The organism is Variovorax ginsengisoli (genome assembly GCF_030486595.1).
Taxonomy (GTDB): domain Bacteria; phylum Pseudomonadota; class Gammaproteobacteria; order Burkholderiales; family Burkholderiaceae_C; genus Variovorax; species Variovorax ginsengisoli_B.
Window position 1 is genome coordinate 413,677 of the sequence record NZ_JAUJZH010000001.1, and the last position, 24,424, is coordinate 438,100.

Here is a 24,424-nt window from a genome sequence, read left to right on the forward strand (position 1 = left end):
CCCGCGTGGCCCCGTGGTCGAATTCGAACTCAAGTTCCAGGTCGATGCCGCGCATCAGGCGGCGGTCGAAGCGGCGGTGACGCGCGGGCGCTCGCACCGCGCGCATCTGCGCGCCCGCTACTACGACACCGCGGATGGCGCGCTGGCAGCGCAACACATCGTGCTGCGGGTGCGCAAGGAAGACGGCGCCTGGGTGCAGACCGCCAAGGCCCCGGGCGAGCGGCTGGTCGAGCGCCTCGAGCACAACGTCGAACTCCCTCCCGGCCGGGCCAGCGACACGCCGCCTCCATTGATCGGCCGGCATCAAGGCACGCCGGTCGGCGAACGGATCGCCGAGGCCCTGCGCCGGGCCGGCCACGACCCCGCCGAAGTCGCGCTGGTGCCGCTGTACGGGACCGATGTCTGGCGCACCACGCGCGAGATGCGCAGCGGCGATGCGCTGGTCGAACTGGCCTTCGACCTCGGGTCGGTGCGCGCTGGCGACCGCACCCATCCGCTGCGCGAACTCGAGATCGAGCTCAAGCACGGCAGTCCGTCGTCGCTGCTCGAACTCGCCGGCCGCTGGCGCGCGCGCTACGGGCTCTGGCTCGACACCGTCTCCAAGGCGGAGCGCGGCGAGCGGCTGGCCCGCGGCGCCGAGCACGGCCCGCCGGTCAAGGCCACGGCGCCGCGGCTGGAGACCGATGCGAGCGGCCCGCAGGTGTTTCGCGCGGTGCTCGACAGCTGCCTGAGCCAGATTCTTCCGAACGCCAGCGAGGTCGCGGCCGAAAGCACCGACCCCGAGCATGTGCACCAGCTGCGCGTCGGCATCCGGCGCCTGCGCACCGCCCTGCGCGAAATGGCCGAACTCGCGCCGGCCATCGATCCGGCGTGGGAGCCGGCGCTGGCCGAGACCTTCGGCGCGCTGGGCCGCCAGCGCGATCGCGAGCACGTGATGCGCAGCGTGCAGCCGCAGCTGGAGGCCCATGGCGCACCGCCCTGCAGCATCGCCGCGGACTCGGACGCCACCCCTTCGGCCGCGGAGACGGTGCGGAGCCCGGCCTTCCAGGCGGCGCTGATGAACCTGATCGCCGCCTCCTTGCCCGCCGCCGCCCCGGCCGAGCCTGCTGTCAAGGCCCCCTCGGCCCGCAAGGCGCTGCGGGCCCGGCTCTCGAAACTTCATCGACAGGTGCTGCGCGACGGCAAGCGCTTCGAAAGCCTCGGAGCGGTCGAGCAGCATCGCGTGCGCAAGCGTCTCAAGCGCCTGCGCTACCTGGGCGAGTTCGTGGCACCGCTGTTCGGGCGGCGCGCCGCCGAGCGCTTCCTGGCGCAGCTGGAGCCGGCGCAGGATGCCCTCGGCGCCCACAACGACGCCGCGACCGCCATGGCCGCCTACCGCGCGCATGCCGCGACGGACGGCGCAGCCTGGTTCGCGGTCGGCTGGCTGGCGGCCAACCATCCGGCCAGCGCCAAGCAGTGCCGCAAGGCGCTCGACAAGGTGGCCGAACTCACGCCGTTCTGGAAGTCCTGAAGCGGTTCGTCCCGGCCACCTGGGCTCAATGGGAGTGCCGCGGCACGGCCGCACCGCGGCAGCCGACCAGGAAGTCGAAGTCGCAGCCCTCGTCAGCCTGCAGCACGTGGTCGACATACAGACGCTGGTAGCCGCCGCCGGTCGCGGGTGCGGCGCGGCCTGCGATCGCCTCGAGGCGCGCCGCCAGTTCGGCGTCGTCGATGTCGAGGTGCAGCCGTCCAGCCTCGCAGTCGAGCTCGATCCAGTCGCCGTCCTGCACCGCCGCCAACGGGCCGCCGTCGGCCGCTTCAGGCGCCACATGCAGCACCACCGTCCCGTAGGCGGTGCCGCTCATGCGGGCATCCGAAATCCGCACCATGTCTTTGACGCCCTGGCGCAGCAGCTTCGGCGGCAGGCCCATGTTGCCGACCTCGGCCATGCCCGGGTAGCCCTTCGGCCCGCAGTTCTTCATGACCATCACCGAGCTGGCGTCGATCTCGAGCGACTCGTCGACGATGCGCGCCTTGTAGTGCTCCAGATTCTCGAACACCACCGCCCGGCCCCGGTGCCTGAGCAGCTCGGGCGAAGCGGCCGAGGGCTTGAGCACCGCGCCGCGCGGCGCCAGGTTGCCGCGCAGGATGCACATGCCGCCATCGGCGACCAGCGGCCTGTCCAGGGGCCGGATCACCTCGTCGTTGAAGCTCGGCGCCTCGCGCACGTTGTCCCACAGCGAACGGCCGTTGACGGTCAGCGCGCCGGGATGCGGCAGCAGGCCATGCTCGCCCAGGCGGCGCAGCACGGCCGGCAGGCCGCCGGCGTAGTAGAACTCCTCCATCAGGAACCGGCCCGAGGGCATCAGGTCGACCAGGGTCGGCGTGCCGCGGCCGAAGCGGGTCCAGTCCTCGAGCGCGAGCGCGACGCCGATCCGGCCCGCGATCGCCTTCAGGTGGATCACCGCGTTGGTCGAGCCGCCGATCGCCGCGTTGACGCGGATCGCGTTCTCGAAGGCGTCGCGGGTCAGGATCTTCGACAGCGTGAGCCCCTCGCGCGCCATCTCGACCGCGCGCATGCCCGACATCTGCGCCAGCACGTAGCGCCGCGCATCGACCGCCGGGATCGCCGCGTTGTGCGGCAGCGAGGCGCCCAGCGCCTCGGCCATGCAGGCCATGGTCGAGGCCGTGCCCATGGTGTTGCAGGTGCCGGCCGAGCGCGACATGCCGGCCTCGGCCGACAGGAACTGGTGGAGGTCGATCTCGCCGGCCTTCATCGACTCGTGCAGTTGCCAGACGGCAGTGCCGGAACCGATGTCGCGGCCCTCGAGCTTGCCGTTGAGCATCGGTCCGCCGGTGACGACGATCGCCGGGATGTCGCAACTGGCGGCCCCCATCAGCAGCGCCGGCGTGGTCTTGTCGCAGCCGGTGAGCAGCACCACGGCGTCGATCGGGTTGCCGCGGATCGCCTCCTCGACGTCCATGCTCGCGAGGTTGCGCGTCAACATCGCGGTCGGGCGCAGGTTGGACTCGCCGTTGGAGAACACCGGGAACTCGACCGGAAAACCGTTTGCCTCTGATATACCGCGCTTGACATGCTCGGCGATCTTGCGGAAGTGCGCGTTGCAGGGCGTCAGCTCGGACCAGGTGTTGCAGATGCCGATGATCGGCCGGCCGTCGAACTCGTGGTCCGGAATGCCCTGGTTCTTCATCCAGCTGCGGTACATGAAGCCGTTCTTGTCGGCCGGGCCGAACCATTCGGCGGAGCGCAGCTTCCGGGTCGGGGTGTCAGGCATGCCGTGGCCTCAGTGGGTACCGGTGCCGCGCGCCGTGAACAGGCGCTGCAGCAGGCAGAAGACGAACAGCAGCACGCCCACCACGATGCGGGTCCACCACGAGCTCAGCGTGCCGTCGAAGGAGATCAGGGTCTGGATGATGCCCAGCATGAGCACGCCGAACAGCGTGCCCACCACGTAGCCGACCCCGCCGGTGAGCAGGGTGCCGCCGATCACCACCGCGGCGATGGCGTCGAGCTCGAGGCCGATCGCATGCAGGCCGTAGCCCGACAACATGTAGAAGGTGAAGACCACGCCGCCCAGCGCCGAGCAGAAGCCCGACAGCGTGTAGACGCCGACCACGGTCGAGCGCACCGGCAGGCCCATCAGCAGCGCCGACTGCTCGCTGCCGCCGATGGCGTATACCGCGCGGCCGAAGGGCGTGAAGTGGGCGATGAACACCGCCAGCGCCACCACCGCCAGCGCGATCAGCGCCGACACCGACAGCGAGGCATCGCCCCACACCGGCAGCCGCCACTGCGAGACCTTGGCATAGAACTCGTTGGTGATGCTGATCGAGTCGATGCTGATCAAGTAGCACAGGCCGCGCGCGAGGAACATGCCGGCCAGGGTCACGATGAAGGGCTGCAGCCGGAAGCGCTCGATCAGCAGGCCCATGAAGGCGCCGAAGGCCGTGCCCATCGCCAGCACCAGCGGAATCACCAGCGCCGGGCTCCAGCCGTGCTTCTCGACCAGCGAGGCCGAGACCATGGTGGTCAGCGCGATCACCGAGCCGACCGACAGGTCGATGCCGCCCGACAGGATCACGAAGGTCATGCCGACCGCGACGATGCACACGAAGGCGTTGTCGATCAGCAGGTTCAGGAACACCTGCGGCGAGAAGAAGCCGTCGTAGAAGACCGACCCCAGGGTCGCCATCAGCATGAACAGAGAGATCGTCGCCGCCAGCGGCAGGTACTTGGGATTGAAGCGCGCGCCGGCCGGCCGGCCGCGCGACGCCGCGGTCGCGCCATCGGCGGCCGCGGTTTCGTTCGACACCAGCGCGCTCATCGCGTCGCCCCCCCGTGCGCCGGCCGCACCGCCAGCTGCCGCAGGCTGGCCCGGAACTCCGCCGACTGCAGCAGCATTACCACGAACACCACCACTGCCTTGACCACCAGGTTGATCTCGGGCGGCACACCGAGCGAATAGATCGCATAGGTCAGGGTCTGGATGATCAGCGCGCCGATCACGCTGCCGACCAGGCTGAAGCGCCCGCCCGTGAGCGCGGTGCCGCCGAGCGTCACGGCCAGGATGGCGTCGAGTTCGAGCAGCTGGCCGGCGTTGTTTCCGTCCGCGCTCTTGACGTTGGAGCTGATCAGCAGGCCCGCCACGCCGGCGCAGAAGCCGCAGAACATGTAGGCGCCGACCACGATGCGGCGCGCCCGTACGCCGGCGACCCGGGCCGCGCCCGGATTGATGCCGACCGCCTGGATGAACAAGCCGAGCGCGCTGCGCGTGATCGCGAGGTACAGCAGCGCGAAGACGAAGGCCGCGACGTAGACCGAGAACGGCAGCCCGAACAGATAGCCGCTGCCGATGAAGAAGAAGGGCGCGTAGTAGATGGTGATGATCTGCCCGCCGGTGATCAGCTGCGCGATGCCGCGCCCGGCCACCATCAGGATCAGGGTCGCGATGATCGGCTGCATGCCGACGCGAGCGACCAGCAGCCCGTTCCAGAGACCGCAGGCCAGCGCGGCGCCTAGCGCGCCCACGATCGCCAGCCACATCGGGAAGCGGCTCACCTGCGCCGCCGCGCCGTTGCTGACCACCAGCGAGCCGCCGATCATCCAGGCCGCGATGGCCGCCGCGATCGCCACCACCGCGCCGACCGAGATGTCGATGCCGCGGGTGGCGATCACCAGCGTCATGCCGAGCGACACCAGCACCAGCGGCGCGGCACGGTTCAGGATGTCGATCAGGCTGCCGTAGAGATGGCCGCTGCGCCATTCGAGGTGCAGGAAGCTCGGGTTGAAGGCCGCGTTGATCGCCAGCAGCAGCAGCAGCGTGACCAGCGGCCAGGCGAGGCGGTGTTTGAACAAATGGCTCATGTCTCCGCCGCGATCAGTTCGTAGACCGCGTCCTCGCTGCTGCCGCCGGGCAGTTCGCCGACCTTGCGCCGCTCGCGCAGCACCGCGATGCGGTGCGACACGCGCACCACCTCGTTCATTTCGGACGAGATGAACAGCACCGCCATGCCGCCGCGCGCGAGCCGCAGGATCTCGTCCATGATCTCCTGCTTGGCCGCGACGTCGATGCCGCGGGTCGGCTCATCCAGGATCAGCAGCCGCGGCTCGATCGCCAGCCAGCGCGCCAGCACGGCCTTCTGCTGGTTCCCTCCCGACAGCAGGCCGATCGGCGTCTCGATGCTGGCGGTCTTGATGCCGAGCGCCTTGACGAAGCGCTCGGCCAAGGCGGCCTGCTCGGCGCGCGACAGCGTGTTGCGCACGCCGCGCCGCGCCTGCAGCGCCAGCGCGATGTTTTCCCGCACCGACAGCTCGGCCACGATGCCGTCGGTCTTGCGCTCCTCGGGGCACAGCGCAATACCGTGCCCCACGGCATCGGCCGGGCTCGCCAGTTCGACCGCGACGCCATCGACGCGCAGACGCCCCTGGTCGGGCCTGGCCAGGCCGAACAGCAGCCGGGCCAGCTCGGTGCGGCCGGCGCCGAGCAGGCCAGCCAGGCCCACCACCTCCCCGGCGCGCACCCGCAGGTCCACCGGCAGGAGCTGCCCGCGCTGGCCCAGGCCCTCGGCCTCCAGCAGCGCCGGCGCCGTGGCTTCGATCGCCGGCAGTTCGGCATGGCCGCTGGCCTGTGCCGCGAACTCGCGGCCGACCATCGCCGAGATCAGGGCCTGCGGCCCCAGCTCGGCGGTCGGCCACTCGCCCACCCAGCCGCCGTTGCGCAGCACCGTGATGCGGTCCGACACCGCATAGACCTGGTTCAGGAAGTGAGTGACGAACAGGATCGCGAGGCCCTGCCCCCGCAGCCGGCGCAGCACCGCGAACAGGCTCTTCACCTCCTCGTCGTCCAGGCTCGAGGTCGGCTCGTCGAGGATCAGCACCTTCGACGACAGGCCCAGCGCACGCGCGATCGCCACCATCTGCTGCACCGCCACCGAGTAGCTCGAGAGCAGCTGCGTGACGTCGATGTCGATGTCGAGCCGCGCCAGCAACGCACGCGATTCGCGGTGCACCGCCGCCCAGTCGATGCGCCAGCCCTGGGCCGGGCCGCGGCGCGGATAACGGCCTGCGAAGATGTTCTCTGCCACCGACAGGTTGGGGCAGAGATTCACCTCCTGGTAGACCGTGCTGATGCCGAGGTGCTGCGCGTCGAGCGGCGAGGCTGGCCGGATCGGCTGGCCGGCCAGCGCCATCTCGCCGGCATCGGCCGCATAGACCCCCGTGAGCACCTTGATCAAGGTCGACTTGCCGGCCCCGTTCTGCCCCAGCAGGGCATGGATCTCGCCGGCACGCAGGCGCAGCGAGACGCCCGACAGTGCCGGCACGCCGTTGAATCGCTTGTCGATGCCCGTGAGCAGCAGCACGGGCGCGCCGGTTGAAGTGTCCATGCTATTTATTCTTGTTGTAGACATCGACGAACACCGCCGCCAGGAGCACCAGCCCCTTGATCACCTGCTGGTAGTCGATGCCGATGCCGAGGATCGACATGCCGTTGTTCATCACGCCCATGATGAAGGCGCCGATGACCGCGCCCATCACGCGGCCGACGCCGCCCGAGGCCGACGCGCCGCCGATGAAGCAGGCCGCGATCACGTCGAGCTCGAAGCCGAGGCCGGCCTTCGGCGTCGCCGTGTTGAGCCGGGCCGCGAACACCAGGCCGGCGAGCGCCGCCAGCACTCCCATGTTGACGAAGGTCAGGAAGGCCAGCCGCTGGGTCTTGACGCCCGACAACCGGGCCGCCTTCTCGTTGCCACCCAGCGCGTAGATGCGCCGGCCCACGGTGGTGCGATTGGTGACGAAGTCGTAGGCGACGATCAGCACCGACATCACGATCAGCACGTTGGGCAGGCCCTTGTAGGTCGCCAGCAGGTAGCTCAGCAGCAGGATGACGGCGGCGAAGAACAGGTTCTTGCCGAGGAAGAAGACGTAGGGCTCGGTCTCCATGCCGTGCTTGGCCAGCTTGGCCCGGCCGCGCAGCTTGAAGAAAACCAGCGCCGCGGCGGCGAGCGCGCCGAGCAGCAGGGAGGTGGAGCGCAGGCTCTCGCCGCCCAGCGGGTCGGGCACGAAGCCGGAGCTGAGCTTCTGGAACGCCTCCGGGAAGGGGCCCACCGACTGGCCCGCAAGCAGCGCCAGGGTCAGGCCCTTGAACACCAGCATGCCGGCCAGCGTGACGATGAACGACGGGATCCGGAAGAAGGCCACGAACCAGCCCTGCGCCGCGCCGATCGCGCCGCCGGCGATGAGGCAGACGATGAAGGTCGGCACGAAGTGCCATTCATACTCGACCATCAGAACCGCCGCCAGCGCGCCGATGAAGCCGCACACCGAGCCCACCGACAGGTCGATGTGGCCGGCCACGATCACCAGCAGCATGCCCAGCGCCATGATCACGATGTAGCTGTTCTGCAGCAGCAGGTTGGTGAGGTTCAGCGGCCGCATCAGGGTGCCGTCGGTCAGCACCTGGAACAGCACCATGATCGCGACCAGCGACATCAGCATGCCGTACTCGCGCAGGTTGTTCTTGAGGAAGCCGGCGTGGGCGCCGGGCGCCGCCGGCGCGAGGTGGGTGGCGGCCTTCACGGCCTCGAGTTCAGGCGGCATGGACGTTGCTCCCGGAAGCCACTATCACGCGCATGATCTTCTCCTGCGAGGCTTCGGCGGCCGGAAACTCGGCGACGAAGCGCCCCTCGTTCATCACGTAGATGCGGTCGCACATGCCGAGCAGCTCGGGCAGTTCCGACGAAATCATGAGGATGCCTTTCCCTTCGCTCGCAAGCCGTTCGATGATGGTGTAGATCTCGTACTTGGCGCCGACGTCGATGCCGCGCGTGGGCTCGTCGAGGATCAGCAGTTCGGGCTGGGCGAACAGCCATTTGCTCAGCACCACCTTCTGCTGGTTGCCACCCGAGAGGTTGACCACGCGCTGGTCCACGCCGGCACAGCGGATGTTGAGCGCGCGCCGGTAGTCGTTCGCGACCTTGAACTCCCGGCCGTCGTCGATCACCCCGCGCTCGGACACGGCCGCCAGGTTGGCGAGGCTCACGTTCTTGCGGATGTCCTCCTCCAGCACCAGCCCGGCGCTCTTGCGGTCCTCGGTGACGTAGGCGATGCCATGGTCGATCGCCTTGCGGATGGTGCTCACATCGACTTCCTTGCCGTGCATGTGCACCGAGCCGCTGATGCGCTGTCCGTAGGAGCGCCCGAACACGCTCATCGCGAACTCGGTGCGGCCCGCGCCCATCAGCCCCGCGATGCCGACGATCTCGCCGCGCCGTACATGCAGGTCGACGCCCTTGATCTGCTCGCGATCGGCGTGCAGCGCATGGTGCACGTGCCAGTCGCGCACTTCGAAGATGGTCTCGCCGATGTCCGGCCTGCGCTCCGGGTAGCGGTGCGCCATGTCGCGCCCGACCATGCCGCGGATGATGCGGTCCTCGCTGATCGGCGCGCCGCGGCAGTCCATGGTCTCGACGGTCGCGCCGTCGCGCAGCACGGTGATCGAATCGGCCACCTTGGCGATCTCGTTGAGCTTGTGCGAGATGAGGATCGACGCGATGCCCTGCGCCTTCAGCTCCAGCAGCAGGCGCAGCAGGGCATCGCTGTCGCTCTCGTTCAGGCTCGCGGTCGGCTCGTCGAGGATCAGCAGCTTGACCTCTTTCGAGAGCGCCTTCGCGATCTCGACCAGCTGCTGCTTGCCGACGCCCAGGTTGGTGATCAGCGCCGTCGGCGGCTCCTTGAGCCCGACCTTGGCCAGCAGGGCGCGGGTGCGGGCATAGGCCTCGAACCAGTCGATCACGCCCCCGCGCGCCGTCTCGTTGCCGAGGAAGATGTTCTCCGCGATCGACAGCAGCGGCACCAGCGCCAGCTCCTGGTGGATGATGATGATGCCGAGCTTCTCGCTGTCGGAGATGTCCTTGAAGCGGCGCAGCTGGCCCTCGAAGTGGATCTCGCCCTGGTACGAGTCGCAGGGATACACGCCACTCAGCACCTTCATCAGCGTCGACTTGCCCGCGCCGTTCTCGCCGACCACGGCATGGATCTCGCCCGCGCGCACCGCGAGGTTGACGTTGTCCAGCGCGTTCACCCCCGGAAAGGTCTTGGTGATGCCGCGCATCTCCAGGATCACATCATTCACCGTGGCTCCTTCCACCCGCACGCCGTTCACCGGCCTACTTGATCTGGCTCTCCTTGTAGTAGCCGCTGTCGACCAGCGTCTGCTTCCAGTTCGAGGCATCGACGCTGACAGGCTTCAGCAGGTACGACGGCACGACCTTGACGCCGTTGTTGTAGGTCTTGGTGTCGTTCACCTCGGGCGTCTTGCCGGCCAGCATCGCGTCCACCATGCCCACCGTCACCTTCGCCAGTTCGCGCGTGTCCTTGAACACGGTCGAGGTCTGCTCCTTCTTCAGGATCGACTTGACCGACGGCACCTCGGCGTCCTGGCCGGTCACCACCGGCATCGGCTGCTGCGCCGAGCCATAGCCCACGCCCTTGAGCGACGAGATGATGCCGATCGACAGGCCGTCGTACGGGGACAGCACCGCGTCGACCCGGTCCTTGGTGTAGTAGGCCGACAGCAGGTTGTCCATCCGTGCCTGCGCCACCGCGCCGTCCCAGCGCAAGGTCGAGACCTTGTCCATGCCCATCTGCTTGCTGCGCACCACCAGCTTGCCGCTGTCGATGTAGGGCTTGAGCACCGACATCGCGCCGTTGTAGAAGAAGAAGGCGTTGTTGTCGTCGGGCGAGCCACCGAACAGCTCGATGTTGTAGGGGCCCTTGCCCTCCTTGAGCTTGAGCGCGCTCTCGATGTAGCTGGCCTGCAGCACCCCGACCTGGTAGTTGTCGAAGGTGGCGTAGTAGTCGACGTTCTTCGAGCCCTTGATGAGCCGGTCGTAGGCGATCACCTTGACGCCCTTGTCGGCCGCCTTCTGCAGCACGTCCGACAGCGTAGTGCCGTCGATAGCCGCGATCACCAGCACCTTGGCGCCCTTGGTCACCATGTTCTCGACCTGCGCCAGCTGGTTGGGGATGTCGTCGTCGGCGTACTGCAGGTCGGTCTTGTAGCCCTTCTCGTTGAAGTACTTGACCATGTTCGAACCGTCGGCGATCCAGCGCGCCGACGACTTGGTCGGCATCGAGATCGCGACCAGGCCCTTGTCCTGGGCCTGCGCCAGCGGCGCCAGGCCGAACAGTCCCAGGGCGGCGCCGGCCAGCAGGGTCTTGATGAAAGTGCGTTTCATGAGAAGGTCTCCTTGTTGTATTTGCGGACGCAGCGGCGCTGCGCTGTCGCACGGCGCCGCGCGCGGTCTCAGTACTTGCGGTTCGGGAATTCGGCTTTTGCGACTTCCATCGGGAAGATCCCTTCCTTGGTCAGGATCCGCTTGGGCAGCGGCTTGCCGGCCTTGATGTCGGCCACCGCGGCCATCAGCTGCGGGCCCAGCAGCGGGCTGCACTCGACCGAGACATTGAGCTTGCCGGCCATCATGGCCTCGAAGGCGCCCTTCACGGCGTCGATCGAGATGATGATGATGTCCTGCGCCGGCTTCATTCCGGCTTCCTCGATCGCCTGGATCGCGCCGATCGCCATGTCGTCGTTGTGCGCGAACAGCACGTTGATCTTCTTGCCCTCGGCCTTCAGGAAGGCTTCCATCACCTCCTTGCCCTTGGCGCGCGTGAAGTCGCCGGTCTGCGAGCGGATGATCTTGAACTTCGGATCGGCCTTGATGATCTCCTCGAAGCCCTTCTTGCGGTCGATCGCCGGCGCCGAGCCCACCGTGCCCTGCAGCTCGACGATGTTGATCGGGCCGGGGTTGCCCTTTTCCTTCTCGACCAGCCAGCGGCCGGCCTTGCGGCCTTCCTCGACGAAGTCCGAGCCCATGAAGGTGACGTAGAGCGAGTCGTCCTTGGTGTTGACCGAGCGGTCGGTCAGCACCACCGGGATCTTGGCCGCCTTGGCCTCGAGCAGCACCGTGTCCCAGCCCGACTCGACCACCGGCGAGAAGGCGATGACGTCGACCTTCTGCGCGATGTACGACCGGATCGCCTTGATCTGGTTTTCCTGTTTCTGCTGCGCATCCGAGAACTTGAGCTCGATCCCGGCCTCGGCCGCGGCCGACTTGATCGACTCGGTGTTGGCGGTACGCCATTCGCTTTCGGCGCCGACCTGGGCGAAGCCGAGCACCGGCTTCTTCTGCGCCAGGGCCGTGGCCGGCAACAGCGAGGACAACGTGGCGGATGCGAGCGCGATATTGAGCGTGCGACGGTTCAGTTTCATGATGTCTCCTGGTTGGCGTGGTGAAAAGGCTCTTTTTGGTTCTCTTGTTTTTGTATGGTTGAGGACAGAGCAAAAACCGCTGCGCAGTTTCTTGGTCTGTCCCGCAAGGTCTCATGAAAGCACGTAGCCGGTCTTGACACTGGTATAGAACTCGGCCGCATGCCGGCCCTGTTCTCGCGGGCCATAGCTGGAGGCCTTGCGGCCGCCGAAGGGCACGTGGTAGTCGACGCCGGCGGTCGGCAGGTTGACCATCGTCATGCCGACCTTCGCATGCCGCTTGAAATGCATGGCACGCGCGAGCGAGGTGGTGCAGATGCCGGCGCAGAGCCCGAAGGGCGTGTCGTTGGCGATCTGCAGCGCATGGTCGTAGTCGTCGGCGCGCAGCACGCAGGCCACCGGGCCGAAGATCTCGTCACGCGCGATGCGGTGCTCGGGCCGCGCCAGGAACAGCGCCGGGCTCATGTAGTGGCCGACCGTCGCGCGCTGCAGCGCTTCGCCGCCCCAGACGTGCTCGGCGCCCTCCTCGCGCGCGGCGCTGACGGCGGCCAGGTTCTGTGCCAGTTGCGCGCGGTCGACCACCGGGCCGATGTCGGTGCCTCGCTCCAGCGCATGCCCGACCTTGAGCGCCGCCAGGCGGTGGCGCAGCCGCGCCACGAAGGCGTCGTGCACGGCGGCCTCGACGATCAGCCGGCTGGACGCGGTGCAGCGCTGGCCGGTCGAGAAGTAGGCGCCCTGCACGGCGCAGTCGACCGCCCGGTCGAGATCGGCGTCGGCCAGCACCAGCAGCGGATTCTTGCCGCCCATCTCGAGCTGCACCTTGGCCCGCCGCCGCGCCGCGGCGTGCAGGATCTGCTCGCCGGTGGCGACCGAGCCGGTGAAGCTGATCGCGTCCACGCCCGCACTGTCGACCATCGCCTGGCCGACTTCGCGGCCGCTGCCCATCACGAGGTTGAAGGTGCCCGCCGGCAGCGCGGCCCGGCTGATGATCTCGGCCAGCGCCCAGCCACAGGCCGGCACCAGTTCGGACGGCTTGAACACCACGCTGTTGCCATGGGCCAGCGCCGGCGCGATCTTCCAGGCCGGGATCGCGAGCGGGAAGTTCCAGGGCGTGATCAGCCCGACCACGCCGATCGGTTCGCGCGTCACGTCGACCTGCACCCCCGGCCGCACCGAGGCCAGCATCTCGCCGCCGCTCGCGCGCAGCGCCTCTCCGGCGAAGAACTTGAAGATGTGGCCGGCCCGCGCGGCCTCGCCGACGGCCTCGGCCAGGGTCTTGCCCTCCTCGCGCGCCAGCAGCAGGCCGAGTTCCTCGCGCCGGGCCAGGAGCTCGCTGCCGATCTGGTCGAGCGCATCGGCGCGCCGCTGCGGCGTGCTCTGGCTCCAGTGCGGAAAGGCATCGCCCGCGGCGCGGACCGCCACCTCGGTCTGGCTGCGGTCGGCCCGCGCGTATTCGGCCACCACTTCCCGGGTATCGGACGGGTTTTCGCTCAGACCCGTCGTGACGCCGCTTTCCCAACGGCCATTGATGTACTGGCGGGCTTTCTGTTGGAGTTCGCTGCGTTTCACGGTGACGCGAGTCTAGGAATCACACCCATATCTTTCCAATCAAGATTTGGATCGAATAGATATCCGAAGAAGCATTCAGGTAAACCCCATGACCAACTACACGCACTGGTTCATCCGTGCGCGACTCAAGACCCGGCAGCTGCTGTTGCTGGTGGCCCTGGCCGAGGAGGGCAACATCCATCGCGCGGCCCAGGTGCTCAACATGACGCAGCCGGCGGCCTCCAAGCTCCTGAAGGACCTCGAGGACGTGCTCGAGGTGTTGCTCTTCGACCGCCTGCCGCGCGGCATGCGGCCCACCTGGTATGGCGAGATCATGATCCGCCACGCCCGGGTCGCGCTGGCGAGCCTGAACCAGGCGCACGACGAACTCAGCGCGCTCAAGGCCGGCCGCGCCGGCCAGGTCAATATCGGCGTCATCACCGCGCCGGGCCTGGTGCTGCTGCCGCCGGCGGTGGCCGAGGTGAAGCGCGAGCAGCCCAACCTGCGGGTGTCGGTCGAGATCGAGACCAGCCCGGTGCTGCTCGAGCGCCTCGAGCAGGGCAAGCTCGATCTGCTGGTGGCACGGCTGTTCGCCGAGCACGACAAGACCAACCTGCGCTACGAGGCCCTGACCGAAGAGCCGGTATGCGCATTGGTGCGCCCGGGCCATCCGCTGCTCGGTGTCAGCGACCTGAGCCTGCGCGACCTGGTGTCGGCCGGCTGGATCGTGCCGCCCGCCGGCAGCGTGCTGCGGCACCGCTTCGAACTGATGTTCCAGGAAGAAGGGCTGGCACCGCCGATCAACGTGATCGAGACCGCGGCGCTGCTCTTCATCACCCGCATGTTGCAGCAGAGCGACATGGTCGCGGTGCTGGCCACCGACGTGGCGCGCTACTACGCGAGCCACGGCATCGTGGCGATGCTGCCGGTCGAGATGCCCTGTCACATGGATGCTTTCGGCATCATCACGCGGACCGACCGGCTGCTGTCGCCGGCCGCCAAGGTGATGATGAAGGCGCTGAAGGCGGCGAGCTTCAGCGCCTACGGCCGACGCCTCGACCCCGACTGAGCGCGTCATTGCAATTTCGCGATGCCGCGCCGCAACATCGGCGCGGATCGGTTATGGCGGCAGTTCGCCCGCCGATTGTTTCGCTGCTGGCAACACCGCGGTTCAACTTCATTAGGGTTTTTACTTAGTCTTCAGCCTTAGACTTGCGTGGACGGATCGCCGAAGCGCCCTCCGCCCGTTCAAACCAACAAGGACAACTGAAATGAAGACCTCGCAAATCATCGCCGCCGCCACCCTGTCGCTGCTTGCCGCCGCCGGCGCCCAGGCCGAAACCTATGACGGTGTTCATGCGCTTACTTCCGCCAACAGTCGTGCCGAAGTGAGCGCCCAGGCCGCAGTCGCGGCTCACAGCGCGAACCCCTACGCGGAAGGCTACAACAACGGCGTGACCACCATCGCCAGCACACGTGATCGCTCGTCGGTGCGCAGCGAAGCCGTCGCTGCCGCCCACCGGCCGAACCAGAACGTGCGGATCGAATCCTTCGCCAACAGCGTGATCCCGCCGCAATTCACCGGCCCGCGCACCAGCGGCACGACGCGCCAAGCCGCCCTGTAAATCCGCGGCCCCCGAATCAACCGGCCTGTGCCACGAGCGAGGCCGGTTTTTTTGCGTCAGCAACAAACGAGAAGTTCATTTAATAAGACTAAATAGCTACACAAATAGCAAATTGGTCTTCGCTTACACCAAAGGGCAGCTTGTCATGCCCCCAGGGCGCGTGTTCAATTCACCTTCGCCTGCGGGCGCCTGGAGGATTGGCATGGGAAAGCAAATCAATGCTGCCGCAGATGGGGAATCGCCCGTCGTCCGGCTGATCGATGACGACATCGCCTTTCGGCGCGCCCTGCAGCGGCTGCTCAAGAGCGCGGGGCACCAGGTGATGGAGTACGGATCGGTCGGCGAGATGCTGCTCGAAGGGATCGGCAGCGCACCGGGTTGCCTGGTGCTGGACATCCACATGCCGGGTCCCAGCGGGCTCGACCTGCAGGAGATGGTCGCCAGCCAGCCCGAACCCCTGCCCGTGATCTTCGTGACCGCGGAGGCCACGGTGCACGAGACGCTGCGGGCCATGAAGGCCGGTGCCTCCGATTTCCTGTTCAAGCCGGTGGACAGCGAGACGCTGCTGACCGTGGTGCGCAAGGCGATCGAGGACGACGCCGTGCGGCGCCAGGCGCGACGCCGGCTCTGCGCCCTGCAGACCCGCTATTCGCGGCTCAGCCCGCGCGAAAGGCAGGTCATGGAAATGGTCGTCAACGGCGCCCTCAACAAGCAGATCAGCGCCCAGCTCGGCGCCGCCGAACGCACCGTGAAGGCCCACCGCGCGCACGTCATGGAGAAGATGGAGGTGAGCTCCCTGGCCGACCTGGTGCGCGCCGTGGGACAGCTGGGCGTGACGCCGGACGGCGCCAGCCACGCCGGCGCCTGAGCTCAGCGAATGGACCGTGGGTCCTTCGAAAGAAAGCCGCTCACGAGCAGGCACAGACCGATCCCCAGTGCTACGCCGCCGATCAGCAGCCGGCGCGCATCGACCGATCCGAAGCCGAACAGCAGGCCCACGCCCAGCACCAGGGTGCAGGCGCTGACCACCAGCACCGGCACGCCCCCGCCGCGCGCGTCGACCGGCGCCTCGCGACTGCCCCTCAGGGCGAAGAACAGCCCGAACACGCCGAGCGCCACGCAGGCCGTGATGATGGCGCCGAAGAAGGCGATCGAGCCCAGGATGCGGCCCTCGATGTCCGGGGAAGCGATCGCCACGATGCCGATCAGCAGGCGCACCAGCGCATCGGCCAGCACCAGCCCGAACAGCCACTTGTAGCGCGGCGACTTCGACACCGCGAAGGCCATCGCCAGCCCGAGCAGCCCGTCGATCATCGAGAAAGTGCCGTTGCGGTTCAACGACATCGCCGCCGGAATCGTCGCCGGCGCCAGCTTGGACAGCGCAAACAGCACGCTGACCGCGCCGCGAAGCAGAAGCAGGATGCGAAGCGCGGGCATGAGCGTAGCGCCTCGGATCAGCCGCCGTTCCAGGGCGCCACCAGCTCCCACGGCGGCGTCTTGGACTTGGTGTTCTTGCAGAAGATGTAGCTGCCCGAGCCGAGCAGGTTCTTGTGGCGGTTCTCGATCTGCGCCAGCCGGCACGACGCTCTGCCCTTCGGGTCCTTGGCCGGCGTGATGCTGCCGCTGCTGGAGGTGTCCGGGTTCTCCCAGCTGACCTTGACGCCGTCAGCGCCCGAGTCCAGCGCCCCGTAGACCGCCTTGTTCATCAGGGCCATGTCGGCCTTGTTGAACTTGGTGATCGGCGTTTCGCGGATCCCGTTGTAATAGGTCAACGGGGTGGCGGCCGCGGTTGCCGCTCCGGCCATCGCCAGCACGATGGCCAGCCCCTTCAGTGTGTCGCTCGCACGCATGCCTGGCTCCTCATTTGGGAAGAACGAAATTGACCTGGAACCGGACGAACCAGTCGGACGCATTGTCGGGCCGGATCACGTTGTAGCCCGCACCGACCACGAAATTCATCGGCACGAAGCCCTCGGGCCGCACCAGCAGCGAATACGACACGCCGAGCGGCACCGTCCAGCGCTGGCTCGAACGCTTCTGCTCCCAGTCGGCCGTGACGATCCCGATGTAGCCGAGCGACTGTGTCGAATCCAGCCGGTAGCTGACGATGGGCTGGAACGAGAAGGCACTCACGTTCGGCTGGTTGTCGTCGCCGGCGACGGACCAGACCTGGGTCGCCAGCGCGCCCACGGTCCAGGGGCCGGACTCCTTGAGCCCGACCACCGCCGGGCCGAGCGACCACTTGCCCGCGCCCAGCCGGTCGTCGGTGGCGGTGCGCAGGACCGTCGCGGAACCGAAGCCCCAGATCCATCCAGCTTCGCCCGCCGGTGGCGCGAAGAAAGCTTCGTAGGTGATGTCGCCGAGACCGTTCTTGCGGTCCTGGCCCGGCAGCACCGCGGGGTTCGACAGCAGCGGAACGATGGCGCGGTTGATCAGCGACCAGCCGCCGCCGATCTTGATCGGATAGACCGGCTGGATGTTGAGCGTGTATTGCGGCTTCTCGAAGGGCCCGGCGTTGTAGTTGGTGGTCCACTGGAATGGCAAGGTGACGATGTCGGCGATCGGGTTCGCCAGTTTCTTCTGCAGGTCGGCGTCGTCCTGGGCCCAGGCGCCGCAGGCCGCGAACGATGCCGCCGCCATGGCCAGCCTGAGCGGGCGCTTCGCGATCGTCATGCGGTCTCCTGGTGAAGGGGAGCGTTCCGGACCGCTCCTGTTCGATTCGCAACCTCTGGCCACGAGAGCCATCTTGGGTGACCGTGCAAGCGCTGCAAATTGGACCAACGGGCAGGCCCCATTGCCCTTTCGGGCAACGGGCCGGGCGCGCCGGCGATGGCGCATCGGGCCTCCGAGGTCGTACGATGGCGCCTGCGACAGTGCATTTCCAGGAAGCAGGGGGACAGATGACAACGAGGTTCGACATCGCAGCCGTGGTGACCGCAGCGGTCATCGGCATGCCCATGATGGCCGGCGCCCAGCAGGCCGGGCGCGACGCGCCGATTTCGGGTGAACAGCAGGAGGCCGACCTGCGCGTGATCGCCGCGCGCTGCGGCACGCCGGGCTTCGAGAAGGCCTTCTACAAGCAATCCAGGGCCGCCGTGGCGGCCGGACTGGTGATCAAGAACCGGGACCCGGTGCAGGTCGAAAAAACCATCACGTCGCTGCGCCGCAGCCCCATCGTGCTGGTCGCGACCCAGGCCGACTGCGCGGCTGAACTCAAGCGGCTGGCCGAGGTTCAGAAGCACCGGAGCGAACTGCTCAGGGGCGGACCCGGACGGAAGAAATGAACGGCCGCGAAGGCGCCGGCCCCGCGCCGCACACGCGCTAAAGCGCGCCGAAAAGGCTCTCGCCAGGCTCGGCGCGGTCATGGCGCTGGGTCGCGGTCCGCAGGCTCAGCACCCACAGCCGCGCATGTCGCTGCTCGCGGCTCTCGAAGTGCTCCGTGAAGCGCCGGATGCCGGGCCGCTCGATGGCCGCGATGGTCATCCAGTCGGTGCCACCGAAGGATTCCGCGTCGCTGCTGCGGTCGACCAGCGCCGGACGCAAGGCCATCACCCATTCGGTCGGTACGCGCGGATCGCGGTCCAGCATCCGTAGCGCGATCTTGGCCGCCTTGGGACTCAGCGACTGAATCTTGTGGAGGTGGAAATCGAGTTCCATGGACATGGGCGGCCCTTTCAGATACACAAGGATACATGTGCATCTGGCGCGGATGCAAGGGCGCCTTTACCCGGGGGCGAACTCTCGGCTTATTGGGTCTTCAGCCGTTTGTATTCATTGCGCTTCATCTCGAGGTAGTCGTTGCGGTCCACCTCGTGCAGTTGGCGCGCATAGCGCTCGGTGCTGTCGAACCACTGGGCCAGGCGCTTGGGCAATTCGGCCTCGGCCGGCGAATCGAGGTAGGCGTCGATCGCGAGGTAGTAGCGCATGGTGTTGCGCTCCACCACCCCGATCACGCCGCCGACCAGGCTGGGCTGGCCGGAAGCGTCCTTGTCCCTGGTGCTGAAGCCCACCTTGTCGCTGCCCAGGGTCGAGAGGTAGCCCTGCATCGCGATCCGGGCCGCGGTGCCGTAGGCATAGGCGTAGGCCATGTGGATGAAGGTCTTGCCGTTGGGCAGCGGCGTGGCCTCGACCTCGATGCGGTAGTCGCGCGTCGAAAGCGGCCCCTTGTCGGCGCTCAGGCGGGCACTCATGTAGTCGGCCGCCGAGACCGGAGGCTGCCAGACGAAATCGATGCGCTGCGCATCCGACAGCGGCTGGTCGAACTTGCGGCCCACCGACACTGCCAGGGTGGTCGCCGCCCCGTCGCCTCGCACGGCGCAGTACTTGGTGTTGAGGTGCAGCATCAGGATGTCGCACCAGACCGCCGGCTTGACCAGCGCGGCGCTGACCTGGTCGAAGGGATGGTCGACCAGCGCGAAGATGTTGCCGCTCAACTGGCCCGAGGCCTCGGTCGATTCGAGCACCAGCGGCCGGCCGAAGGCGTTCTTGTCGAACTGCGACTTGACCGCTTCGAATTTCGCCTGCAGCGCGGCGGCGCTGCCGAGCTGGGTCTGCGCCCAGACCAGCGCCGGCAGCAGCAGGCAGAGACAGACCAGGAACCGGCGGAGCAAGAGCTTTGGCATGCCCGCCATTGTGGTCCGCTGCGCCGCCGACGCAAGGGCCGCTCATCCGCGCGGCCCCCGCGCCCGCGGCGCGTCAGATGGCCATGATCGAGACGGCCTTGGTGTTGAGGTAGTTCTCCATCGCCTCCGGACCGCCTTCCGAGCCGTAGCCCGAATCCTTGATGCCGCCGAAAGGCATCTCGGGCGACGGCGCGGCCGGCTGGTTGATCCACAGCATGCCGACTTCCATGCGCTGCGACAGCAGGTGGGCATTCTTGATCGACTGGGTGAAGGCATAGCCGGCCAGGCCGAAAGGCAGCCGGTTGGCCTCGGTGATCGCCTCGTCGAGCGAGTCGAAGCCGCGGATCGCCGCGATCGGGCCGAAGGGCTCGTTGTTGAAGACGTCGGCCTCGAGCGAGACGTCGGTCAGCACCGTGGGCGCGAAGAAGTTGCCGCTGCTGCCGACGCGCTCGCCGCCGGTCGCGACCTTGGCGCCGGTGGCGCGGGCGTCCTCGAGCACCTTGGCCATGGCGCCGAGGCGGCGGGCGTTGGCAAGCGGGCCGAGCGTCGTGCCTTCGGCCAGGCCGTCGCCGAGCTTGAGGCTCTCGGCATGCTTGACCATCGCCTGGGCGAAGGCGTCGCGGATGCTGTTGTGCACCAGGAAGCGGGTCGGCGAGATGCAGACCTGCCCGGCATTGCGGAACTTGGCGCCGCCCGAGGCCTTGACGGCCAGCTCGACGTCGGCGTCGGCCGCGACGATCACCGGGGCATGGCCGCCGAGCTCCATGGTCGCGCGCTTCATGTGCTGGCCGGCCAGGGCCGCGAGCTGCTTGCCCACCGGCGTCGAGCCGGTGAAGGTCACCTTGCGGATGATCGGATGCGGAATCAGGTAGTTCGAGATCTGGGCCGGATCGCCGAACACCAGGCCCACCGTCCCGCGCGGCACGCCGGCATCGACGAAGGTCTGCAGCAGCGCGGCGGGCGAAGCCGGCGTTTCTTCGGGCGCCTTGCACAGGAAGGAGCAGCCGCTGGCCAGCGCCGCGCCGAGCTTGCGGACGATCTGGTTGATCGGGAAGTTCCAGGGCGTGAAGGCGGCGACCGGGCCCAGGGGTTCCTTCAGCACCAGTTGCTGCGCCGCCAGGTTGCGCGACGGCACGATGCGGCCATAGACACGGCGGCCTTCGTCGGCGAACCATTCGATGATGTCGGCGCCGGCGAGCACCTCGCCGCGGGCCTCGGCGAAGGGCTTGCCCTGCTCCAACGTGAGGATGCGGGCGATGTCGGCGGCGCGCTCGCGCAAAAGGCCGGCGGCCTTGCGCATGGTGGCGGCGCGCTCGTTGGCCGGGATCCGGCGCCAGGCTTCGAAGCCGCGCTGGGCCGCATCGAGCGCACGGTCGAGGTCGGCGGTCGCGGCGAAGGCGACCTTGCCGATCGGCTGGCCGGTGGCCGGGTTGATCACGTCCTGGGTCTTGCCGCTCAGGGCGTCACACCATTCGCCATCGATCAGCAGGCGGGTGTCGGGGTAGCTGGGGGTGGTCATGCGGAGTCCTTGAATTGCGAGATTGCCCGCAGGCGCAGCGGACAGCCCGCAATCCTACCTAACTCGGCGGAGAGCGTGGCGGCCCCGCCCCGTTCGCCCGCACCCAGTAGAACTGCTTGGCCACCACCGCCGCCGCCTCGACCCGCAAGCGCCGCACCGGCCTGACGCCGATCAGGCCATCGACCGAGCAATGGAGCGGCTCGCCCTCCGCGAGGCTGCGATGCGCATCGAGCATCGCGCGCAACGACACCGGGGCGCTGTGGCGGCGGGCATCGACCGATCGCACGAAGAAGCGCTCGCGGGTCGCGACCAGCTGGCTGCGGGTGTCCGGGTCGTCGCCGGCCCCGGCAGGCCGCACGCCCTTCCAGGCCGCCTCGACGTCGAAGGCCAGCATCACGGCGTCGGGCGTGTCGATGCCTTTCAGGGAACCGCTCTGGGCGGCGGCGAGCCAGCCCAGCAATTGCGGCGTCAGCTCGAAGGAGACCGAATCGGGGGGCGCGCCGGGGAGTCCCGGCACTTCGACAAAGACCTGCCGGCAGCTGCGGCTCGCGCTTTCGACCCGCCGCGCCTGTTCCCGGCGCCGCGTGGCGCGCACATGGGCGACGGCGGCGAAGCCGGCCACCGGCGCGGCGAAGGCCAGCACCTTGAAGGCATCGTAGCCATAGACGGCCAAGCTCATCCCCGCCCCCTCGGGCCCGGACTGCAGCGACCCTGCATCGACCTCAGTTTCACGCTGGCTCCTCGTCGCGGCACGCCACCCGCCCGACGCGGCGAGGGCATGCGCTGACCGTATATCGGCCAGCCGCGCCGAAACTTGAGGGCGTTAGGGCTTGCCGTTCTGCGACAGCAGGACGGCGATGGGGCGGGTGCCGGGGAACTCCGAGAAGATGATGGTCATCATCGCGGTGATCGGCACCGCCAGGAAGGCGCCCGGCACGCCCCAGAGGGCGACCCAGACCGCCAGGCTCACGAGGATCGCGAACGGGCTCAGGTTGAGCGAATTCCCCATGACGTAGGGGTCCAGGAAGTTGCCGATCACGAACTGGACCACCGCCAGCGACATCATGATCTGGATCGCCTCGCCGGCACTGCCGAACTGGGCCACGGCCATCAGGCCCGGCAGCACGACGCTCAGGAACGAGCCGATGTAGGGCACGTAGTTGAGCAGCGCGATCATCACGGCCCAGAAGCCGGCGAACTCGAGGCCGGCGAAACGCATGATCACGTAGCTGAGCGCGCCAAGCAGCACCCCGAGGAAGGTCTTGAGCGCCAGGTAGGCGCCGACCCGCGCGTTGATGTCGGCGATGACCTGCTTGATGCGCCGTGCCTGCTCGGGGCTGCGCGCGATGGCCAGGATCTTGACGTCGAGGTGGGTCCGCTCGACCAGCAGGAAGCAGGCATACAGCGCGACCACGATCACGGTGGCGAACAGCGACGACACCGAAGCCAGCGCCGAGGCCGCCATCCGCTGCAGGCTCACCTGCGAAAGCAGGTCGCGCCGCAGCGTGGTCCAGGTCGGCTCGGCCTCGACCCGCATCAGCACCGCCACCCGCTGCACCGCCGCCAGCAGCGACTCCTGGTAGCGCGGCGCCATCGCGATCACGCTGTCCTTGTTGGCCAGGATCGTGTAGACCACCATGGCGAGCCCGAGCGCGATGATCAGCACCGAGAGGATCGAGATCACCAGCTGCGGCAGCGCCGGCCCCAGCAGCGGCACCCTGCCGATCAATCGCGCCAGGCCGAGGATCACGTAGACCACGAAGACGCTGAACATGATCGGCACGAAGACATTGCGCCCGATGTAGAAGACCCAGCCGATCATCAGCGCGATCGCCGTGCCGTAGACCAGGGTCTGGAAGCGCTCGTTCATGCCGCGCGGGATCAAGGCGTGCGCGGGCCGCCGGCCATGCCGACCGGACGCGGCGTCTGCGCATCCGCGAGGTCGACCCAGCCGCCGCCCATCGCCTGGTAGACGTTGATCGCCTGCGAGTAGCGGTTGGCCTGCAGATTCACGAAAGCCAGCTCGGCCGCGAACAGTTCGTTGTCGGCCACCAGCACCTCGAGGTAGCCGATCAGACCGGCCTCGAACTTGAGCCTGGACAGGCGTGCGAACTCGCGCAGCGCCTTGACCCGTCCGCGCTGGTACTCGACCCCCTCGATGCTCTTCTGGGTGCCGATCAGCGCGCTGTTGGTGTCGCGGAAGGCGCCCAGCACGGTCTGCCGGTAGACCAGCTCGGCCTGCGCCTTCTGGGCCTCGGCCGATCGGACCTGGCCCTCGATGGCGCCGAACGTGAAGATCGGGCCCGTGAGGCCCGCGACCACCGACCAGGTGGTGGCTGGCCCGGTCAGGAAGTTGCCGAAGGCGGTGCTGGTGGAACCCAGCGCGCCGGTCAGCGACAGGCTCGGGTAGTAGAGCGAGCGGGCGACGCCGATGCTGGCGTTGGCGGCCACCAGGTTCTGCTCGGCCGCCAGGATGTCGGGGCGCCGCTGCAGCAGGTCGGAAGGCAGGCCGGCCGGGATCAGCGGCGCGACCAGCTCGTCGATGGTCTTGCCGCGCGGGATGGGCGCCGGGTCGCGGCCCAGCAGGATCGAGATCTGGTTCTCGAGCGCCCCGATCTGCTGCTCGAAGGTCGGGATCGCGGTCAGCGCCTGCTGGTACTGGGAGCGCACCTGCGTCACCTCGGTCTGCGAGACCAGTCCGCGCTTGAAGCGAAGGTCGAAGATGCGCGCGGTCTCGCCGAAGTTGGCGGCGGTGGACTTGGCGATCTCGAGCTGCCGGTCGAGCGCCCGCAGCGCGATGTAGCTGGTCGCCACGCCGGTCACGAGCGTCAGCACCACGCCGCGCTGGCCCTGCTGGCTGGCGTAGACCTGCGCCTGCGCGGCCTCGCTCAGGCGCCGGACGCGGCCGAACAGGTCGACCTGCCAGCTGGCACTGACGCTGGCCTGGTAGAGCGAGAAGTAGTTGCTGGCGGGCTCGGGGATCGGCGGCTGGCCTTCGCGGCTGGCGCGCGTGCGGGCCGCCCCGGCGCCGTAGCCGAGCTGCGGATAGGCCTGCGAATCGGTGGTCGTCAGGGCGCCGAGGAACTGGTCGATGCGGGCCGCCGCGACCCGGACGTCGAGGTTGTCGCGCAGCGCGGTCTCGATCAGCTGGTTCAGGACCGGATCGCCGAACTGCTCCCACCACTGGGTGTTGGCCACCTCGGCGGCCATGGGGTAGTCGATCCGCCAGGCCGCCGGGGACTGCACCGCGGGCCGCACGAAGTCGGGCCCGACCGTGCAGCCCGCCAGGGCCACCAGGACCGCAGCGGACACCGCCGCGAGCGTTGACTTCCTCATCTCGTT

The 24,424-nt window shown here is 68.2% G+C and carries 23 protein-coding genes; 5 read left to right on the top strand and 18 right to left on the bottom strand.

Going from position 1 to position 24,424, the window contains the following annotated elements:
• Positions 1-13: 13 nt before the first annotated feature.
• The gene (locus QZH52_RS02025) at positions 14-1,510 is read left to right on the top strand and encodes a CYTH and CHAD domain-containing protein (protein WP_301802998.1); all 1,497 of its coding nucleotides are present in this window, start codon (positions 14-16) and stop codon (positions 1,508-1,510) included.
• A 25-nt stretch (positions 1,511-1,535) separates the two neighbouring features.
• On the opposite strand, the gene QZH52_RS02030 is transcribed toward QZH52_RS02025, so the two are convergent.
• From QZH52_RS02030 to QZH52_RS02070, 9 genes are all read right to left on the bottom strand, one after another.
• Positions 1,536-3,275 (bottom strand): IlvD/Edd family dehydratase, encoded by a 1,740-nt coding sequence (locus QZH52_RS02030; protein ID WP_301803001.1) that lies wholly within the window; start codon positions 3,273-3,275, stop codon positions 1,536-1,538.
• A 9-nt stretch (positions 3,276-3,284) separates the two neighbouring features.
• Positions 3,285-4,325, bottom strand: coding sequence for a galactofuranose ABC transporter, permease protein YjfF (gene yjfF, locus QZH52_RS02035; protein WP_286523624.1), 1,041 nt, complete (start codon positions 4,323-4,325; stop codon positions 3,285-3,287).
• Positions 4,322-5,365 carry an ABC transporter permease gene (locus tag QZH52_RS02040; protein ID WP_301803010.1) on the bottom strand — a complete coding sequence of 348 codons (1,044 nt, stop codon included), beginning with the start codon at positions 5,363-5,365 and terminating at the stop codon, positions 4,322-4,324. Before QZH52_RS02040 ends, yjfF begins: the two co-directional genes overlap by 4 nt.
• Positions 5,362-6,885: a sugar ABC transporter ATP-binding protein gene (locus QZH52_RS02045; RefSeq protein ID WP_301803013.1), complete on the bottom strand. Its 1,524-nt coding sequence runs from the start codon at positions 6,883-6,885 to the stop codon at positions 5,362-5,364. The genes QZH52_RS02040 and QZH52_RS02045 overlap by 4 nt, the downstream gene beginning before the upstream one ends.
• A gap of 1 nt (position 6,886) precedes the next feature.
• Positions 6,887-8,098, bottom strand: a complete 1,212-nt coding sequence (gene mmsB / locus QZH52_RS02050; protein WP_301803015.1) for a multiple monosaccharide ABC transporter permease — start codon at positions 8,096-8,098, stop codon at positions 6,887-6,889.
• A complete protein-coding gene (gene mmsA, locus QZH52_RS02055; RefSeq protein WP_301803348.1) occupies positions 8,088-9,611 on the bottom strand; it encodes a multiple monosaccharide ABC transporter ATP-binding protein in 1,524 nt (507 codons plus the stop codon). The genes mmsB and mmsA overlap by 11 nt, the downstream gene beginning before the upstream one ends.
• Positions 9,612-9,666: 55 nt before the next feature.
• A complete protein-coding gene (gene chvE / locus QZH52_RS02060; RefSeq protein WP_301803019.1) occupies positions 9,667-10,737 on the bottom strand; it encodes a multiple monosaccharide ABC transporter substrate-binding protein in 1,071 nt (356 codons plus the stop codon).
• A gap of 68 nt (positions 10,738-10,805) precedes the next feature.
• Positions 10,806-11,771, bottom strand: a complete 966-nt coding sequence (locus QZH52_RS02065; protein ID WP_301803022.1) for an ABC transporter substrate-binding protein — start codon at positions 11,769-11,771, stop codon at positions 10,806-10,808.
• 111 nt (positions 11,772-11,882) lie between these two features.
• On the bottom strand, positions 11,883-13,337 hold the full coding sequence (locus tag QZH52_RS02070) for an aldehyde dehydrogenase family protein (protein ID WP_301803025.1): 1,455 nt from the start codon (positions 13,335-13,337) through the stop codon (positions 11,883-11,885).
• Positions 13,338-13,425: 88 nt separating this feature from the next.
• On the opposite strand from QZH52_RS02070, the gene QZH52_RS02075 reads away from it, so the two are divergent.
• The 3 genes from QZH52_RS02075 to QZH52_RS02085 all read left to right on the top strand — a co-directional run bounded on the left by QZH52_RS02075 (position 13,426) and on the right by QZH52_RS02085 (position 15,809).
• Positions 13,426-14,385: a LysR family transcriptional regulator gene (locus QZH52_RS02075; protein ID WP_301803028.1), complete on the top strand. Its 960-nt coding sequence runs from the start codon at positions 13,426-13,428 to the stop codon at positions 14,383-14,385.
• A gap of 202 nt (positions 14,386-14,587) precedes the next feature.
• On the top strand, positions 14,588-14,941 hold the full coding sequence (locus tag QZH52_RS02080) for an alpha/beta hydrolase (protein WP_301803032.1): 354 nt from the start codon (positions 14,588-14,590) through the stop codon (positions 14,939-14,941).
• Positions 14,942-15,143: 202 nt separating this feature from the next.
• Positions 15,144-15,809: a response regulator transcription factor gene (locus tag QZH52_RS02085; protein WP_301803035.1), complete on the top strand. Its 666-nt coding sequence runs from the start codon at positions 15,144-15,146 to the stop codon at positions 15,807-15,809.
• A gap of 2 nt (positions 15,810-15,811) precedes the next feature.
• Here the strand turns inward: QZH52_RS02085 and QZH52_RS02090 are convergent, their stop codons facing one another.
• Genes QZH52_RS02090 through QZH52_RS02100 form a run of 3 tightly spaced genes read right to left on the bottom strand, consistent with a single transcriptional unit; the run spans position 15,812 to position 17,614 of the window.
• Complete coding sequence (locus QZH52_RS02090; protein ID WP_301803037.1) at positions 15,812-16,378, bottom strand: hypothetical protein; 567 nt, start codon at positions 16,376-16,378, stop codon at positions 15,812-15,814.
• Between the two features lie 17 nt (positions 16,379-16,395).
• Positions 16,396-16,791: a hypothetical protein gene (locus QZH52_RS02095; RefSeq protein WP_301803040.1), complete on the bottom strand. Its 396-nt coding sequence runs from the start codon at positions 16,789-16,791 to the stop codon at positions 16,396-16,398.
• A 10-nt stretch (positions 16,792-16,801) separates the two neighbouring features.
• A complete protein-coding gene (locus QZH52_RS02100; RefSeq protein ID WP_301803043.1) occupies positions 16,802-17,614 on the bottom strand; it encodes a hypothetical protein in 813 nt (270 codons plus the stop codon).
• A 227-nt stretch (positions 17,615-17,841) separates the two neighbouring features.
• Between QZH52_RS02100 and QZH52_RS02105 the strand changes: the two genes are divergently transcribed.
• A complete protein-coding gene (locus tag QZH52_RS02105; RefSeq protein WP_301803046.1) occupies positions 17,842-18,225 on the top strand; it encodes a hypothetical protein in 384 nt (127 codons plus the stop codon).
• A 37-nt stretch (positions 18,226-18,262) separates the two neighbouring features.
• Here the strand turns inward: QZH52_RS02105 and QZH52_RS02110 are convergent, their stop codons facing one another.
• The 6 genes from QZH52_RS02110 to QZH52_RS02135 form a co-directional block, all read right to left on the bottom strand.
• Positions 18,263-18,604: a hypothetical protein gene (locus QZH52_RS02110; RefSeq protein WP_301803049.1), complete on the bottom strand. Its 342-nt coding sequence runs from the start codon at positions 18,602-18,604 to the stop codon at positions 18,263-18,265.
• Between the two features lie 83 nt (positions 18,605-18,687).
• Positions 18,688-19,563 carry a hypothetical protein gene (locus QZH52_RS02115; RefSeq protein WP_301803053.1) on the bottom strand — a complete coding sequence of 292 codons (876 nt, stop codon included), beginning with the start codon at positions 19,561-19,563 and terminating at the stop codon, positions 18,688-18,690.
• Between the two features lie 73 nt (positions 19,564-19,636).
• Positions 19,637-21,082 carry an NAD-dependent succinate-semialdehyde dehydrogenase gene (locus QZH52_RS02120; RefSeq protein ID WP_286538023.1) on the bottom strand — a complete coding sequence of 482 codons (1,446 nt, stop codon included), beginning with the start codon at positions 21,080-21,082 and terminating at the stop codon, positions 19,637-19,639.
• A 58-nt stretch (positions 21,083-21,140) separates the two neighbouring features.
• A complete protein-coding gene (locus tag QZH52_RS02125; protein WP_301803059.1) occupies positions 21,141-21,761 on the bottom strand; it encodes a hypothetical protein in 621 nt (206 codons plus the stop codon).
• Positions 21,762-21,905: 144 nt separating this feature from the next.
• The gene (locus QZH52_RS02130; RefSeq protein WP_301803062.1) at positions 21,906-22,952 is read right to left on the bottom strand and encodes an AI-2E family transporter; all 1,047 of its coding nucleotides are present in this window, start codon (positions 22,950-22,952) and stop codon (positions 21,906-21,908) included.
• Between the two features lie 11 nt (positions 22,953-22,963).
• The gene (locus QZH52_RS02135; RefSeq protein WP_301803064.1) at positions 22,964-24,418 is read right to left on the bottom strand and encodes an efflux transporter outer membrane subunit; all 1,455 of its coding nucleotides are present in this window, start codon (positions 24,416-24,418) and stop codon (positions 22,964-22,966) included.
• Positions 24,419-24,424: the final 6 nt, after the last annotated feature.

Excerpts from the sequence above, each read along its gene's own strand:
- QZH52_RS02030 (WP_301803001.1), bottom strand. The coding sequence starts at position 3,275 with ATGCCTGACACCCCGACCCGGAAGCTGCGCTCCGCCGAATGGTTCGGC.
- yjfF (WP_286523624.1), bottom strand. The coding sequence starts at position 4,325 with ATGAGCGCGCTGGTGTCGAACGAAACCGCGGCCGCCGATGGCGCGACC.
- QZH52_RS02040 (WP_301803010.1), bottom strand. The coding sequence starts at position 5,365 with ATGAGCCATTTGTTCAAACACCGCCTCGCCTGGCCGCTGGTCACGCTG.
- QZH52_RS02045 (WP_301803013.1), bottom strand. The coding sequence starts at position 6,885 with ATGGACACTTCAACCGGCGCGCCCGTGCTGCTGCTCACGGGCATCGAC.
- mmsB (WP_301803015.1), bottom strand. The coding sequence starts at position 8,098 with ATGCCGCCTGAACTCGAGGCCGTGAAGGCCGCCACCCACCTCGCGCCG.
- mmsA (WP_301803348.1), bottom strand. The coding sequence starts at position 9,611 with ATGCGCGGCATCACCAAGACCTTTCCGGGGGTGAACGCGCTGGACAAC.
- chvE (WP_301803019.1), bottom strand. The coding sequence starts at position 10,737 with ATGAAACGCACTTTCATCAAGACCCTGCTGGCCGGCGCCGCCCTGGGA.
- QZH52_RS02065 (WP_301803022.1), bottom strand. The coding sequence starts at position 11,771 with ATGAAACTGAACCGTCGCACGCTCAATATCGCGCTCGCATCCGCCACG.
- QZH52_RS02075 (WP_301803028.1), top strand. The coding sequence starts at position 13,426 with ATGACCAACTACACGCACTGGTTCATCCGTGCGCGACTCAAGACCCGG.
- QZH52_RS02080 (WP_301803032.1), top strand. The coding sequence starts at position 14,588 with ATGAAGACCTCGCAAATCATCGCCGCCGCCACCCTGTCGCTGCTTGCC.
- QZH52_RS02085 (WP_301803035.1), top strand. The coding sequence starts at position 15,144 with ATGGGAAAGCAAATCAATGCTGCCGCAGATGGGGAATCGCCCGTCGTC.
- QZH52_RS02090 (WP_301803037.1), bottom strand. The coding sequence starts at position 16,378 with ATGCCCGCGCTTCGCATCCTGCTTCTGCTTCGCGGCGCGGTCAGCGTG.
- QZH52_RS02095 (WP_301803040.1), bottom strand. The coding sequence starts at position 16,791 with ATGCGTGCGAGCGACACACTGAAGGGGCTGGCCATCGTGCTGGCGATG.
- QZH52_RS02100 (WP_301803043.1), bottom strand. The coding sequence starts at position 17,614 with ATGACGATCGCGAAGCGCCCGCTCAGGCTGGCCATGGCGGCGGCATCG.
- QZH52_RS02105 (WP_301803046.1), top strand. The coding sequence starts at position 17,842 with ATGACAACGAGGTTCGACATCGCAGCCGTGGTGACCGCAGCGGTCATC.
- QZH52_RS02110 (WP_301803049.1), bottom strand. The coding sequence starts at position 18,604 with ATGTCCATGGAACTCGATTTCCACCTCCACAAGATTCAGTCGCTGAGT.
- QZH52_RS02115 (WP_301803053.1), bottom strand. The coding sequence starts at position 19,563 with ATGCCAAAGCTCTTGCTCCGCCGGTTCCTGGTCTGTCTCTGCCTGCTG.
- QZH52_RS02120 (WP_286538023.1), bottom strand. The coding sequence starts at position 21,082 with ATGACCACCCCCAGCTACCCCGACACCCGCCTGCTGATCGATGGCGAA.
- QZH52_RS02125 (WP_301803059.1), bottom strand. The coding sequence starts at position 21,761 with ATGAGCTTGGCCGTCTATGGCTACGATGCCTTCAAGGTGCTGGCCTTC.
- QZH52_RS02130 (WP_301803062.1), bottom strand. The coding sequence starts at position 22,952 with ATGAACGAGCGCTTCCAGACCCTGGTCTACGGCACGGCGATCGCGCTG.
- QZH52_RS02135 (WP_301803064.1), bottom strand. The coding sequence starts at position 24,418 with ATGAGGAAGTCAACGCTCGCGGCGGTGTCCGCTGCGGTCCTGGTGGCC.